The 12,319-nt window shown below is 63.9% G+C and carries 18 protein-coding genes; 5 read left to right on the forward strand and 13 right to left on the reverse strand.

Annotated features, from left to right (window positions below):
- Positions 1-72 precede the first annotated feature (72 nt).
- Together METFAM1_RS0110660 and METFAM1_RS0110665 are read right to left on the reverse strand one after the other, a co-directional pair.
- Complete coding sequence (locus METFAM1_RS0110660) at positions 73-642, reverse strand: alkaline phosphatase PhoX (protein ID WP_019919604.1); 570 nt, start codon at positions 640-642, stop codon at positions 73-75.
- 67 nt (positions 643-709) lie between these two features.
- Entirely contained in the window at positions 710-1,633 is a 924-nt protein-coding gene (locus tag METFAM1_RS0110665; RefSeq protein ID WP_019919605.1) for a CysB family HTH-type transcriptional regulator, read from the reverse strand.
- A gap of 109 nt (positions 1,634-1,742) precedes the next feature.
- Here METFAM1_RS0110665 and METFAM1_RS0110670 point away from each other — a divergent pair, with 109 nt between their 5' ends.
- Genes METFAM1_RS0110670 through cobA form a run of 5 tightly spaced genes read left to right on the forward strand, consistent with a single transcriptional unit; the run spans position 1,743 to position 6,385 of the window.
- Positions 1,743-2,528 (forward strand): sulfite exporter TauE/SafE family protein, encoded by a 786-nt coding sequence (locus tag METFAM1_RS0110670; RefSeq protein WP_019919606.1) that lies wholly within the window; start codon positions 1,743-1,745, stop codon positions 2,526-2,528.
- Between the two features lie 55 nt (positions 2,529-2,583).
- Complete coding sequence (locus METFAM1_RS0110675; RefSeq protein ID WP_019919607.1) at positions 2,584-4,266, forward strand: nitrite/sulfite reductase; 1,683 nt, start codon at positions 2,584-2,586, stop codon at positions 4,264-4,266.
- The gene (locus METFAM1_RS0110680) at positions 4,259-4,873 is read left to right on the forward strand and encodes a DUF934 domain-containing protein (RefSeq protein ID WP_019919608.1); all 615 of its coding nucleotides are present in this window, start codon (positions 4,259-4,261) and stop codon (positions 4,871-4,873) included. The genes METFAM1_RS0110675 and METFAM1_RS0110680 overlap by 8 nt, the downstream gene beginning before the upstream one ends.
- A complete protein-coding gene (locus tag METFAM1_RS0110685; protein ID WP_019919609.1) occupies positions 4,870-5,598 on the forward strand; it encodes a phosphoadenylyl-sulfate reductase in 729 nt (242 codons plus the stop codon). The genes METFAM1_RS0110680 and METFAM1_RS0110685 overlap by 4 nt, the downstream gene beginning before the upstream one ends.
- The gene (gene cobA / locus METFAM1_RS0110690; protein ID WP_019919610.1) at positions 5,582-6,385 is read left to right on the forward strand and encodes a uroporphyrinogen-III C-methyltransferase; all 804 of its coding nucleotides are present in this window, start codon (positions 5,582-5,584) and stop codon (positions 6,383-6,385) included. The genes METFAM1_RS0110685 and cobA overlap by 17 nt, the downstream gene beginning before the upstream one ends.
- A 107-nt stretch (positions 6,386-6,492) precedes the next feature.
- Here cobA and rplQ read toward each other — a convergent pair whose 3' ends face one another.
- From rplQ to rpsE, 11 genes are all read right to left on the reverse strand, one after another.
- Positions 6,493-6,885 carry a 50S ribosomal protein L17 gene (gene rplQ, locus METFAM1_RS0110695; RefSeq protein ID WP_020647632.1) on the reverse strand — a complete coding sequence of 131 codons (393 nt, stop codon included), beginning with the start codon at positions 6,883-6,885 and terminating at the stop codon, positions 6,493-6,495.
- A gap of 86 nt (positions 6,886-6,971) precedes the next feature.
- Positions 6,972-7,949, reverse strand: a complete 978-nt coding sequence (locus tag METFAM1_RS0110700; protein ID WP_024300631.1) for a DNA-directed RNA polymerase subunit alpha — start codon at positions 7,947-7,949, stop codon at positions 6,972-6,974.
- Between the two features lie 42 nt (positions 7,950-7,991).
- Complete coding sequence (rpsD, locus tag METFAM1_RS0110705) at positions 7,992-8,621, reverse strand: 30S ribosomal protein S4 (RefSeq protein ID WP_019919613.1); 630 nt, start codon at positions 8,619-8,621, stop codon at positions 7,992-7,994.
- Positions 8,622-8,634: 13 nt separating this feature from the next.
- The gene (rpsK, locus tag METFAM1_RS0110710) at positions 8,635-9,024 is read right to left on the reverse strand and encodes a 30S ribosomal protein S11 (RefSeq protein WP_008061749.1); all 390 of its coding nucleotides are present in this window, start codon (positions 9,022-9,024) and stop codon (positions 8,635-8,637) included.
- A 16-nt stretch (positions 9,025-9,040) separates the two neighbouring features.
- On the reverse strand, positions 9,041-9,406 hold the full coding sequence (gene rpsM / locus METFAM1_RS0110715) for a 30S ribosomal protein S13 (protein WP_019919614.1): 366 nt from the start codon (positions 9,404-9,406) through the stop codon (positions 9,041-9,043).
- A 54-nt stretch (positions 9,407-9,460) separates the two neighbouring features.
- Entirely contained in the window at positions 9,461-9,574 is a 114-nt protein-coding gene (rpmJ, locus tag METFAM1_RS20625) for a 50S ribosomal protein L36 (protein WP_081627205.1), read from the reverse strand.
- Between the two features lie 32 nt (positions 9,575-9,606).
- A complete protein-coding gene (gene infA, locus METFAM1_RS0110720) occupies positions 9,607-9,825 on the reverse strand; it encodes a translation initiation factor IF-1 (RefSeq protein ID WP_008061745.1) in 219 nt (72 codons plus the stop codon).
- Between the two features lie 6 nt (positions 9,826-9,831).
- Entirely contained in the window at positions 9,832-11,157 is a 1,326-nt protein-coding gene (gene secY, locus METFAM1_RS0110725) for a preprotein translocase subunit SecY (RefSeq protein ID WP_019919615.1), read from the reverse strand.
- 3 nt (positions 11,158-11,160) lie between these two features.
- Entirely contained in the window at positions 11,161-11,595 is a 435-nt protein-coding gene (gene rplO, locus METFAM1_RS0110730; protein WP_019919616.1) for a 50S ribosomal protein L15, read from the reverse strand.
- A complete protein-coding gene (gene rpmD, locus METFAM1_RS0110735) occupies positions 11,596-11,778 on the reverse strand; it encodes a 50S ribosomal protein L30 (RefSeq protein WP_008061740.1) in 183 nt (60 codons plus the stop codon).
- A gap of 8 nt (positions 11,779-11,786) precedes the next feature.
- The gene (rpsE, locus tag METFAM1_RS0110740; protein WP_019919617.1) at positions 11,787-12,311 is read right to left on the reverse strand and encodes a 30S ribosomal protein S5; all 525 of its coding nucleotides are present in this window, start codon (positions 12,309-12,311) and stop codon (positions 11,787-11,789) included.
- Positions 12,312-12,319 lie beyond the last annotated feature (8 nt).

Raw genomic sequence — 12,319 nt, forward strand, 5'->3', positions numbered from 1 at the left:
GGCCGCAGCGCGCCACGGCCGCCCGCGACCGTGTCACGGGCAGGCGTGCACAGGCGGCTCCAGCCTGTTCGCTCAGCCAGCGACCGGCTGCGTGGCGATGTTGACGCGGTCCGGCGACTGCAGCGCAGCCAGTGCGTCGCAGCGCAGTCGGGCGCCCTGCCAGGCGAAGCTGAGACTGGCCGCATCGCCCAGCGCCTCTCGCCACACCAGTGCTGCGCCAGCGTGGTCGCACAAGAGGAGCTGACCACCGTCTGCGCGCGCCTGCACGCAGAACAGCGCGTCGATGCGGCTGGCGCCCACCCGTCGGGCAGCGTCGGCCGGGCGGGCCAACACGTCGGCCACGTTCAGCTGCGCGTCCCACAGCAGGAAGCCCTGGCGCGCCGGCACCAGCGGCAACCAGCGCCCGTGCCCGCCGTCGCCCAGTCGTGCTACGTAGAGCGCACCGTGCTGCAGCGCACCGCCATCCGGCAGCGGGCCGATGAATTTGTAGACGTGCTCGGGCTGGGACGCTTCAGTCAGATACAGCACGCTGCGACCGTCCTTGGCACGCAGCGGCGTGCTCGCAAGGTAGTCGACGCCGGCCAGTTCGGCCCGCTGACCGGTCGGGTCAAGTTTCAGGGGATGCAGGGGCGCCACGCTCATGGTCGGGTTCAAAGTGGAAACAATTCCGACACTGTCGCCCGGCGACGTTACCGGCCGATGAAAACCCTCATCCGCGCCCGAGCGCCCGGTCGACCACGTCACGGCTCAGTGACGCGGCGAAGGCCTCGATGAACGCGTAGGTGTAGCCGCGCAGCCAGGCATTGCGGTGCAGGCCGATGCGCGTGGTGCTCGGCTCGAACAGGTGGGCGCAATCGACCGCACGCAGACCGCGGTCCTGTTCCGGATCGAAGGCCATCTGCGCGACGATGCCGACGCCGAGGCCGAGCGCCACATAGGTCTTGATGATGTCGGCGTCGATGGCGCTGAGCGCGACGCGCGGCGTCAGCCCGCGCTCGGCGAAGGTCTGGTTCACGCGCGATCCGCCGGTGAAGGAAAAGTCATAGGTGATCAGCGGCCAGGCGGCGATCGCTTCCAGCGTCAGCGGCTTCACGTCGAGGAGCGGATGACCGGGTGGCGCGATCAGGCAGCGGTTCCACTGGTAACAGGGCAGGCTGACCAGTTGTTCGTAGTCGTCGATCGCTTCGGTCGCGATCGCCAGATCGGCCGCGCCGGACAGCACGAATTCGCAGCACTGGGTCGGATTGCCCTGGTGCAGTTCGATCTGCACCCCCGGGTGGGCGCGCAGGAACTCCGACAGCACGCGCGGCAGCACGTAGCGCGCCTGGGTATGGGTCGTGGCGATCGACAGCCGACCGAGGTCACCGCTGGCGTACTCGTCACCGACCTGCCGCAGCGCGCCGATGTCGCGCAGCATGCGGCGAGCAATGGCGACCACCTCTTCGCCCGGTCGAGTGATCGCCACCAGCCGTTTGCCCTGGCGCACGAACACATCGACGCCAAGCTCCTCCTCCAGCAGGCTGATCTGCCGCGACACGCCGGACTGCGAGGTGTGCAGCGCACGCGCCGCCTCGGACACGTTCAGGTTGCGCTGGGCGACTTCGGCGACGTAACGCAGCTGTTGCAGGTTCATACCCCACCTCGATTAGCACTGGAAGTCATTTCGATCTTACTTCAAAGCATTTCCAATTATCTTCGAAGGCCGCTACCCTCGGTCGCCTTAAAGTGCAGAAAGTGCATTCATGGATTTCGGTTATTCGGTCGCGGGCTTTTTCGTCGGCGCCATCGTCGGTCTGACCGGTGTCGGCGGCGGCTCGCTGATGACGCCGCTGCTGGTGCTGCTGTTCGGCATCCACCCGGCGGTGGCGGTCGGCACCGATCTGCTGTACGCGGCGATGACCAAGGCCGGCGGCGCGGTCGTGCATGGGCGCAATGGAACGGTGGATTGGCGCATCGTCGCCGCGCTGGGCACCGGCAGTGTGCCGGCGGCGGCGCTGACGCTGTGGTGGTTATCGACGCATTCCGGCTCGGCCTATGGCAGCCAGTCGCTGATCAGCGGTACGCTCGGCGTGGCGCTTGTCTTGACTGCGTGCGCGCTGCTTTTCCGAGCCCGTCTGCAGGCTCTGGCCGAGCGGCCGGGCATAGGCGAATTCCGCGAACGCCATCTGCGTTCGCTGACCATTGCCACCGGGGCGGTGCTGGGCCTGCTGGTGACGATCTCTTCGGTGGGCGCCGGCGCACTGGGCACGGCGGCACTGGTATTTCTCTATCCGCGGCTGTCTGCGGTGCGCATCGTCGGCAGCGACATCGCGCACGCAGTGCCGCTGACCCTGGTGGCCGGCATGGGCCACTGGTGGCTGGGCAATGTCGACTGGACCTTGCTCGGCGCGTTGCTGGTCGGTTCGCTGCCCGGCATCGCGCTCGGCAGCCAGATCGCGGCGCGCATGCCCGAACGATTCCTGCGTCCGCTGCTGGCGAGCATGCTGTTCGGCATCGGCGGAAAACTGAGCCTGAACCTTCTAGGCTGAAAGAGGGCAACGGGTCGTCCGGCATGGGTCGGACACCCATGACTGGACCACCCTTATGTATCGCTACGACGATTACGACCGCGCGCTGGTGATCGAGCGCGTCGCACAGTATCGCGACCAGTTGCAACGCAATCTGGCCGGCGAACTGTCGGAAGACGAATTCCGCCCGCTGCGTCTGCAGAACGGCCTCTACATCCAGCGCCACGCGCCGATGCTGCGCATCGCCGTGCCCTACGGCATGCTGTCCAGCGTGCAGTTGCGCAAGCTGGCCGACATCGCGCGTCGCTACGACCGCGGCTACGGTCACTTCACGACGCGCCAGAACATGCAGCTGAACTGGCCGAAGCTGGAAGACACTGCCGACATCCTGGCCGAACTGGCGACGGTGGAAATGCACGCCATCCAGACCTCGGGCAACTGCATCCGCAACATCACGACCGACCCGTTCGCTGGCGTGGCGCCCGACGAGATCGTCGATCCGCGTCCGTACTGCGAAGTGCTGCGCCAGTGGTCGACCTTCCATCCGGAATTCGCCTTCCTGCCGCGCAAGTTCAAGATCGCCGTCAGCGGCACGCTTGAAGACCGCGCGGTGACCTATGCGCACGACGTCGGCTTGCAGCTTTACCGCGACGACAAGGGCGAGGTACTGGTGCGCGTCATCGTCGGTGGCGGCATGGGACGCACGCCCATCCTGGGCAGCGTCATCCACGACGCCCTGCCCTGGCCGCACCTGCCGACCTATCTCGACGCCGTGCTGCGCGTCTACAACCGCTACGGCCGCCGCGACAACGCCTACAAGGCGCGCATCAAGATCCTGGTCAAGGCGATCGGTGCCGAAGAATTCGCGCGCCAGGTCAATGAGGAATGGCAGCTGGAGCGCGACGGCATCGCCACCGTCACCGAAGCCGAACTCGAACTGGCCCGCGCCGCCTTCTCCGACCCTGACGCACCGGCCCGCCCGGCTCGCGACGCCGGCTTCGACGCGCACCTCGCGGAAGACCGCGCCTTCGCCCGCTGGGTGTCGCGCTGCGTGCGTGCGCACAAGCGTCCGGGCTACCGCTCGGTCACGCTGTCGCTGAAACCGCACGGCGTGGCCCCCGGCGACATCACGTCGGAACAGATGGAAGCCGTCGCCGATCTGGCCGACCGCTACAGCTTCGGCGAGCTGCGGGTGACGCACGAACAGAACCTGGTGCTGGCAGACGTCGCGCTGGCCGACCTGTACGACCTGTGGCAGGGCGCGCGCGCGTACGGACTGGCCACGCCGAACATCGGTCTGCTGACCGACATGATCTGCTGCCCGGGCGGCGACTTCTGCTCGCTGGCGAATGCCAAGTCGATCCCGATCGCGCAGGCCATCCAGGCCGAGTTCGACGATCTGGACTACCTGTACGACATCGGCGACCTGGAGCTGAACATATCCGGCTGCATGAATTCCTGTGGTCACCATCACGTCGGCCACATCGGCATTCTCGGCGTCGATAAGGCCGGTTCCGAGTGGTACCAGGTGTCGATCGGCGGCGCCCAGGGCAACACCACGTCGCTCGGCGACGTCATCGGCCCGTCGTTCGCGGCGGACGAAGTGCCCGGTGTCGTGAAGAAGCTCATCGAAACCTATGTCGAGGCGCGCACGCCGGAAGAGCGCTTCCTCGACACCGTACGCCGGCTCGGCGTCGCACCGTTCAAGGCCCGCGTGTACGGCGAAACCGCAAAGAAAGCCGAGGTGGCCCATGGCTGACCTGATCCGCGGCAACGCGCTCGCACAGAACGAATGGACCTGGGTGAAGCTGCCCGAATCGACCGAACCGGTGCGCAAGGCCGCCGGCAAGGTGGTCATGTTCAAGCTGACCGGTGAACCAGCCGCACCCGAAGACGTCGTCGCCGCCTGTGAAGTGCCGGCCGGCAAGGTGATGATTCCGTTGACCGTGTGGCTGCGTCGTCGCGACGAGCTTGCGGCACGCGTTGCCGCTGGTGAGATCGCGGTCTGGCTGGACAGCCATGAGGAACCGGCCGAACTGGCGGAGAGCCTCGACGGCGACCTGAACCGGCTGCCGCTGATCGGCGTGAACTTTCCCAAGTTCATCGACGGCCGCGGCTTCTCGATCGCCTTCATCCTGCGCACCCGTTACGGCTATCGCAACGAATTGCGCGCGCTGGGCGATGTGCTGCGCGACCAGATGTTCTTCTTCCGCCGCACCGGCTTCGACGCCTACCTGCTGCGCGCCGACCAGAAGCCGGAGCGCTGCATTGCCGCCCTGAACGACTTCACCACGCCCTACCAGACCTCCACCGACGGCATCACTCCGGTGTTCCGTCGGCGCATCGGGCAGAAGGCGATCGCATGAAGAACCCGCTGATCCATCCGAACATCACCGACGCGATGCGCGCGACGGTGGCGCAGAAGACAGCGGCGGCCGTCGATCTGCTCCGACAGGCGGCGGCCGAGTTCCAGCCTATCGGCTTCGCCAGCAGCATGGGCGCCGAGGACATGGTGCTGACCGACCTGATCCAGCGCAACGCGCTCGACATCGAAATCTTCACGCTGGACACCGGCCGCCTGCCCGCCGAAACCTACGATCTGATGGCGAAGGCTGAACAGCACTACGGGGCCCGCCCGGTCACCTTCTTTCCGCGCCACGAGGCGGTCGAAGAGTACGTGCGCAAGCACGGAATCAACGCCTTCTACGACTCGGTGGAGCTGCGCAAGGCCTGCTGTGCAATGCGCAAGGTCGAGCCACTGAAGCGCGCGCTGGCCGGCAAGAAGGCCTGGATCACCGGCATGCGCGCACAGCAGTCGGCGACGCGGAGCGCACTGCCGACGCGCGAGTTCGACGACGGCCACGGCATCGAGAAATTCAATCCGCTGTCCGACTGGACCGAGCGCGAGGTGTGGGTCTACATCCATACGCACGAAGTCCCCTACAACGAACTGCACGAGCGCTTCTTCCCGAGCATCGGCTGCCAGCCCTGTACCCGCGCGATCTCGCCGGGCGAGGACATCCGCGCCGGACGCTGGTGGTGGGAGAACCCGGAAAGCAAGGAGTGCGGTCTCCATGTCAAAGCCGGCTGAACACCGCCCGCCCGGCAAGGTCTGGCTGGTCGGAGCAGGCCCCGGCGCCGTCGATCTGCTCACCGTGCGCGCGGTCAGACTGCTCGCCGAAGCCGACGTCGTGCTGCACGACGCGCTGATCGGCGACGACGTGCTGTCGCTCGCACCTCAGGCCAAGCACATCGCGGTCGGCAAGCGCTGCGGCAAGCATTCCACCGCGCAGCGCTTCATCAACCAGAAGCTGATCCACGCGGCACGTACGCACGCCCGCGTCGTTCGCCTCAAGGGCGGCGATCCCATGCTGTTCGGTCGCGCGCAGGAAGAGATGGATGCGCTGGCCGCCGCGGGTATCGAGTACGAGGTGGTGCCGGGCATCACCGCCGCCAGCGCCGCCAGCGCGCAGCTCCGCGTTTCGCTGACGCGTCGCGGCATCGCGCGCAGCGTTGCACTGCTGACGCCGCGTGCAGGCGAGGGCGAACACCCCTCGCAGGCGCTGCGTGCCAATGCCGACACCCCGACGCTCGCGCTTTACATGGCATCGCACGAATCAATGGCGATTGCACGCAAGCTGATGAGTTACGGGCGCGACCCGGCCACTCCGGTAGCACTGGTCGAGAACGCAAGTCACCCCGCATCGCGCGAGGCCTTCACGACGCTGCAGGGGCTCTCGGAACAACCGATCGGCGCTTTGCTGGGCACAGCGGGAACACCCGAGGGGCCGGTGCTCGTGATGCTTGGCGAGGTATTCCGTGAAATCCTGCAGCAGCACACGCTCCTCTGGCAGGACAACAGCACCAGCGCGGCCTGACGCCGCGGCCCATCACGCGCTCTCCACTACGCGAGGAGTTTGCCAAGGACGCCCAAACAAAAAGCCCCGCATCGCGGGGCTTTTTGTTTGCTACCGATGAAACTCGCTTACTCAGCGACTTCAACCGGCTCGGCACTTTCATCCGGGCGATCCATCAGCTGGACAAACGCCATCGGCGCATTGTCGCCGACGCGGAAGCCCATCTTCAGGATGCTCAGGTAACCGCCATTACGGTTCGCGTAGCGCGGGCCCAGCACGTCGAAAATCTTGCACACGACTTCGCGGTCACGCAGACGCGAGAAGGCGAGGCGACGATTCGACAGATTGGGCGTCTTGCCGAGGTTGATCAGCGGCTCGACCACACGGCGCAGTTCCTTGGCCTTCGGAACAGTGGTCTTGATGGCTTCGTGGCGCAACAGCGACACGGCCATATTGCGGAACATCGCTTCGCGATGCGAGCTGGTGCGGTTGAGCTTTCTGAGACCGTTACGATGACGCATGATGACTCCGTATAAATTATGCGGCCACCGCGGGTCAGGCTGGTGGCCGGTTCATCTTGTATCCGGCGACGTGCGCCGGTACGGCATTACGCCCGATCGAGGCCGGCAGGCGGCCAGTTTTCGAGCTTCATGCCCAGCGTGAGGCCACGCGAGGCAAGCACTTCCTTGATTTCGTTCAGCGACTTGCGACCCAGGTTCGGGGTCTTCAGCAGCTCGTTCTCGGTGCGCTGGATCAGGTCACCGATGTAGTAGATGTTCTCGGCCTTGAGACAGTTGGCCGAACGCACCGTCAGTTCCAGATCGTCGACCGGACGCAGCAGAATCGGATCGATCACTGCCGGCTTGCGCTGCTCGACGGCCGGAGCCGTACCTTCCAGCTCAGCGAACACCGACAGCTGATCAACCAGAACGCGTGCAGCGTAGCGCACTGCCTCTTCCGGTTCGACAGCACCATTGGTTTCGACATCCATCACCAGACGATCGAGGTCGGTACGCTGTTCGACGCGCGCCGACTCAACCGAATAGCTCACGCGGCGAACCGGGCTGAAGCTCGCATCGAGAACGATGTGACCGATCGCCTTGTTCTCCGACGAACTCTGACGAACGGTACCCGGCACGTAGCCACGGCCCTGTTCGATCTTGAACTGGAGATCCAGCTTGCCGCCCGGCGCAACGTGAGCGATCACATGCTCCGGATTGACGATCTCGACATCGTGCGTAACCTCGATATCGCCAGCCGTCACGACGCCTTCGCCATTGCGCGACAGGCGCAGATAGGCCTCGGAGCGGTTGTGCAGCTTCAGCACGACACCCTTCAGATTCAACAGGATATCGACCACATCTTCACGCACGCCGTCCAGCGTCGAGTACTCGTGCAGAACACCTTCGATCTGCACTTCGGTCGGCGCGTAGCCGGGCATCGACGACAGGAGAATGCGACGGAGCGCGTTGCCCAGCGTGTGCCCGAACCCGCGTTCGAACGGCTCCATCACAACACGTGCGTGAGCCGGGGAAAGATTTTGTACGTCAATGATTCGCGGTTTCAAGAGAGCATTGCTTTGCATCTGCAGTCCTCAGTGACGTCAGCAGGCTGATCGCACCAGCGATCAGCGGGAGTACAGTTCGACGACCAGACTTTCGTTGATCGTCGAGGGCAGGTCGGTACGGGCCGGCAGCGACTTGAACACGCCGCGTGCAGCCTTGGAATCGACGTCCAGCCACTCGGGGAAACCGCGCGAAGCCTGGGCTTCGAGCGCGCCCTTCGAGCGCAGATGGCCCTTGGCACGTTCGGTCAGCTCGACCACATCACCCGGACGCACTTCGTACGACGGGATGTTGACGCGCTTGCCATTGACCAGCACGCCGTTGTGACGCACGACCTGACGCGACTCGGCACGCGAAGCGCCAAAACCCATGCGGTAAGCAACCGTATCGAGGCGGCTTTCCAGCAGTTGCAGCATGTTCTCGCCGGTCTGACCCTTGCGGCGTTCGGCCTCGGCATACACGCGGCGGAACTGACGCTCGAGCACACCGTAGATGCGGCGGATCTTCTGCTTTTCACGCAGCTGCTGACCGAAACCGGACAGGCGCTGGCCGGACTTCTGTCCGTGCTGACCCGGGGCATACGAACGGCGCTCGATGGCGCACTTGTCGGTGAAGCACTTTTCGCCCTTCAGGAAGAGCTTTTCGCCTTCACGACGGCATTGACGGCACTTCGCGTCGAGATTACGAGCCATTCTCTAATTCCTCTTAGATGCGCCGACGCTTGGGCGGACGGCAACCGTTGTGCGGGATCGGCGTGATGTCGGTGATCGACGAAATCTTGATGCCGAGCGCATTCAGCGCACGAACGGCCGACTCGCGACCCGGGCCGGGACCCTTGATGCGGACTTCCAGGTTCTTCACACCGCACTCGACAGCGACCTTGCCGGCGGCCTCGGCGGCCACCTGTGCTGCAAACGGCGTGCTCTTGCGCGAACCCTTGAAGCCGGCGCCGCCCGACGTTGCCCACGACAGGGCGTTGCCCTGACGGTCGGTGATCGTGATGATGGTGTTGTTGAAGGAAGCGTGAATGTGCGCGATGCCTTCCGCGACGTTCTTCTTGACCTTCTTCCGGACTTTTGCAGCACTCTTGACCATGATCGTGTCCTATTGCTTATTTCTTGGCGCCAGCGATCGACTTGCGCGGACCCTTGCGGGTGCGGGCATTCGTGCGGGTGCGCTGGCCACGCAGCGGCAGGCCACGACGATGACGAACACCGCGATAGCAGCCCAGATCCATCAGGCGCTTGATGTTCATCGTCACTTCACGGCGCAGGTCACCCTCGATGGTGAACTTGCCGACCTCTTCCCGCAGCCGATCCATTTCGGCCTCCGAGAGGTCCTTGATCTTCGTCGTGCGGGCAATGCCGGCAGCGTCGCAAATCTTTTGTGAGCGGGAACGACCAACCCCGAAAATCGCCGTCAGAGCGATCTCGGTGTGCTGGTGGTTAGGAATGTTAACGCCGGCGATACGGGCCATGCAGTCACCCCGAAAAGCGAAACCTTAAATGTTATCAAAGACCACTAGCTAACGTCAACCTTGACGCTGCTTGTGACGCGGATCAGCACAAATGATGCGGACGACACCGTGGCGACGGATCACCTTGCACTTGCGGCAGACGCGCTTTACAGATGCTTGGACTTTCATCCCATTTCTCCAACTGGAACCAAACGCCGGACCTACTTGGCGCGAAACACGATGCGACCTTTGCTCAGGTCATAAGGCGTGAGCTGCACCGTTACCTTGTCACCGGGAAGAATGCGGATGTAGTGCATCCGCATCTTTCCGGATATGTGCCCGAGAACCACGTGTCCGTTTTCGAGCTTCACGCGAAACGTCGCATTCGGCAGGGTTTCAACAACTTCACCCTGCATTTCAATGACATCTTCCTTGGACATAGCTACCTAACGCGTCGGGAACCCAGCCCCGCGGAAATTCGCCTTCTTCAGAAGGCTCTCGTACTGATGAGACATCACGTACGCCTGCACCTGGGCCATGAAATCCATCGTCACTACAACGATGATCAGCAACGATGTGCCGCCGAAGTAGAACGGTACATTCCACTTCAGGATCAGGAACTCAGGCAGCAGGCAAACCAGCGTGATGTACACCGCACCGACCAGGGTGAGACGCGTCAGGATCTTGTCGATATAGCGCGCCGTCTGTTCGCCCGGACGGATGCCCGGAACGAAGGCACCGCTCTTCTTCAGGTTGTCCGCCGTCTCCTTGGCGTTGAAAACCAGCGCCGTATAGAAGAAGCAGAAGAAAACGATTGCCGTCGCATAAAGCAACACGTAGATCGGCTGTCCAGGCGACAACGTGGCAGCCAGATCCTTAAGCCAACGCGTGCTGTCGGTCGTTGCAAACCAGCCCGCCAGCGTCGCCGGGAAAAGGATGATCGACGATGCGAAAATCGGCGGAATGACACCGGCCATGTTCAGCTTCAACGGCAGGTGCGAGCTCTGTCCGCCATACACCTTGTTGCCGACCTGACGCTTCGCGTAGTTGACCAGTATCTTGCGCTGACCGCGTTCGACGAACACCACTACCGCCGTCACAGCGAACACCAGGGCGACGATGAACAGCGCCGTGAGTTCGTGCATCGCGCCGGTATTTACCAGCTCGAGAAGCCCACCGATGGAACCCGGAAGCCCCGCAGCGATACCGGCGAAGATGATGATCGAGATACCGTTGCCGATGCCGCGTTCAGTGATCTGCTCGCCCAACCACATCAGGAACATCGTTCCAGTGATCAGTGTCGAGATCGTCACGAAGCGGAACATCATCCCCGGATCAAGCACCAGTCCCTGCTGCGACTCAAGCGCAACGGAAATACCGAAGGCCTGGAACAGCGCGAGCGCCAGCGTACCGTAGCGTGTGTACTGCGTGATCTTGCGACGACCTGCCTCACCTTCTTTCTTCAGCGCCTCAAGAGACGGCACTGCGACGGTCAGCAGCTGCATGATGATCGACGCCGAGATGTACGGCATGATCCCCAGCGCGAAGATCGTGAAACGCGACAACGCGCCGCCGGAGAACAGGTTGAACACGCCGAGGATGCCGCCCTGCTGCCCCTGGAAAAGTTCCGCGAGACGAGCAGGATCGATACCCGGGACCGGAATGTGCGCACCGAGGCGATAGACCAGCAGCGCGCCTGCGAGGAACCACAGGCGACGCCACAGATCACCGAACTTGGCGCTACGGCCGGGCTGCTGGGCGGCAGTAACCAACGCTTACTCTCCGACCTGGCCGCCAGCGGCTTCGATCGCTGCGCGCGCACCCTTGGTCGCACCGATGCCCTTGAGCACGACGCGGCGGGTGATCTCGCCCGACAGAACCACCTTGGCAGACAGCGCGTCACGGGACACGAGGCCGAACTGCTTGAGCACCAGCAGATCAACGTCCTCGACAGGCAGGCGCGACAGCGACGAAAGATTGACTTCCTCGTTGCGCGCACGCGTCAGCGACGTGAAGCCACGCTTCGGCAGACGGCGCTGCAGCGGCATCTGGCCGCCTTCGAAACCGACACTCTTCCAGCCGCCCGAACGCGACTTTTGACCCTTGTGGCCGCGGCCGCAGGTCTTGCCCAGGCCACTGCCCATGCCGCGACCGACGCGACGGCGCGCGTGCTTCGAGCCCTCGCCGGGCTTGATGTCATTCAGTTCCATTTAAGCCTCAACCTTCAGCAGGTAAGACACCTTGGTGACCATGCCGCGGACTGCCGGCGTGTCCTCAAGGACGACGGTGTGATGCAGACGGCGCAGACCCAGGCCGCGCACCGTGGCGCGGTGATCCTGCTTGCGACCGATCAGGCTCTTCACCAGAGTGACCTTCAGAGTTTTTTCAGCCATCACAGACCTCAGCCGAGAATGTCCGCCACGGTCTTGCCGCGCTTGGCGGCAATTTCCGACGGCGTGCTCATGCGCAGCAGGCCGTTCAGCGTGGCGCGCACGAGGTTGTAGGGGTTCGACGAGCCGAGCGACTTGGCGACCACGTCGGTCACGCCCATCACTTCGAACACGGCGCGCATCGGACCGCCGGCGATGATGCCGGTACCCGGTGCAGCAGGCTGGATCAGCACCGTCGAGGCGCCGTGATGGCCGACGATCGGGTGATAGAAGCTGCCATCCTTGAGGCTGACACGCGCCATCTTGCGACGCGCTTCTTCCATCGCCTTCTGCACGGCGACCGGCACTTCGCGCGCCTTGCCCTTGCCCATGCCGATTCCGCCATCGCCGTCACCGACCACGGTGAGTGCCGCGAAACCCAGAATACGACCACCCTTCACCACCTTGGTGACACGGTTGATCGACACCATTTTTTCACGCAGGCCGTCGTCGCGTTCTTCCTGGGCCTGGTTTTGCTTGCGTTGCGGTTTAGCCATCGCTTGAG

The sequence above is a fragment of the Methyloversatilis discipulorum genome (assembly GCF_000527135.1).
In the GTDB taxonomy this organism is placed as follows: domain Bacteria; phylum Pseudomonadota; class Gammaproteobacteria; order Burkholderiales; family Rhodocyclaceae; genus Methyloversatilis; species Methyloversatilis discipulorum.

What these genes read in the sequence shown, in the direction of transcription:
- METFAM1_RS0110660 (WP_019919604.1), bottom strand. Translation starts at nt 642, where the DNA reads ATGAGCGTGGCGCCCCTGCATCCCCTGAAACTTGACCCGACCGGTCAG.
- METFAM1_RS0110665 (WP_019919605.1), bottom strand. Translation starts at nt 1,633, where the DNA reads ATGAACCTGCAACAGCTGCGTTACGTCGCCGAAGTCGCCCAGCGCAAC.
- METFAM1_RS0110670 (WP_019919606.1), top strand. Translation starts at nt 1,743, where the DNA reads ATGGATTTCGGTTATTCGGTCGCGGGCTTTTTCGTCGGCGCCATCGTC.
- METFAM1_RS0110675 (WP_019919607.1), top strand. Translation starts at nt 2,584, where the DNA reads ATGTATCGCTACGACGATTACGACCGCGCGCTGGTGATCGAGCGCGTC.
- METFAM1_RS0110680 (WP_019919608.1), top strand. Translation starts at nt 4,259, where the DNA reads ATGGCTGACCTGATCCGCGGCAACGCGCTCGCACAGAACGAATGGACC.
- METFAM1_RS0110685 (WP_019919609.1), top strand. Translation starts at nt 4,870, where the DNA reads ATGAAGAACCCGCTGATCCATCCGAACATCACCGACGCGATGCGCGCG.
- cobA (WP_019919610.1), top strand. Translation starts at nt 5,582, where the DNA reads ATGTCAAAGCCGGCTGAACACCGCCCGCCCGGCAAGGTCTGGCTGGTC.
- rplQ (WP_020647632.1), bottom strand. Translation starts at nt 6,885, where the DNA reads ATGCGTCATCGTAACGGTCTCAGAAAGCTCAACCGCACCAGCTCGCAT.
- METFAM1_RS0110700 (WP_024300631.1), bottom strand. Translation starts at nt 7,949, where the DNA reads ATGCAAAGCAATGCTCTCTTGAAACCGCGAATCATTGACGTACAAAAT.
- rpsD (WP_019919613.1), bottom strand. Translation starts at nt 8,621, where the DNA reads ATGGCTCGTAATCTCGACGCGAAGTGCCGTCAATGCCGTCGTGAAGGC.
- rpsK (WP_008061749.1), bottom strand. Translation starts at nt 9,024, where the DNA reads ATGGTCAAGAGTGCTGCAAAAGTCCGGAAGAAGGTCAAGAAGAACGTC.
- rpsM (WP_019919614.1), bottom strand. Translation starts at nt 9,406, where the DNA reads ATGGCCCGTATCGCCGGCGTTAACATTCCTAACCACCAGCACACCGAG.
- rpmJ (WP_081627205.1), bottom strand. Translation starts at nt 9,574, where the DNA reads ATGAAAGTCCAAGCATCTGTAAAGCGCGTCTGCCGCAAGTGCAAGGTG.
- infA (WP_008061745.1), bottom strand. Translation starts at nt 9,825, where the DNA reads ATGTCCAAGGAAGATGTCATTGAAATGCAGGGTGAAGTTGTTGAAACC.
- rplO (WP_019919616.1), bottom strand. Translation starts at nt 11,595, where the DNA reads ATGGAACTGAATGACATCAAGCCCGGCGAGGGCTCGAAGCACGCGCGC.
- rpmD (WP_008061740.1), bottom strand. Translation starts at nt 11,778, where the DNA reads ATGGCTGAAAAAACTCTGAAGGTCACTCTGGTGAAGAGCCTGATCGGT.
- rpsE (WP_019919617.1), bottom strand. Translation starts at nt 12,311, where the DNA reads ATGGCTAAACCGCAACGCAAGCAAAACCAGGCCCAGGAAGAACGCGAC.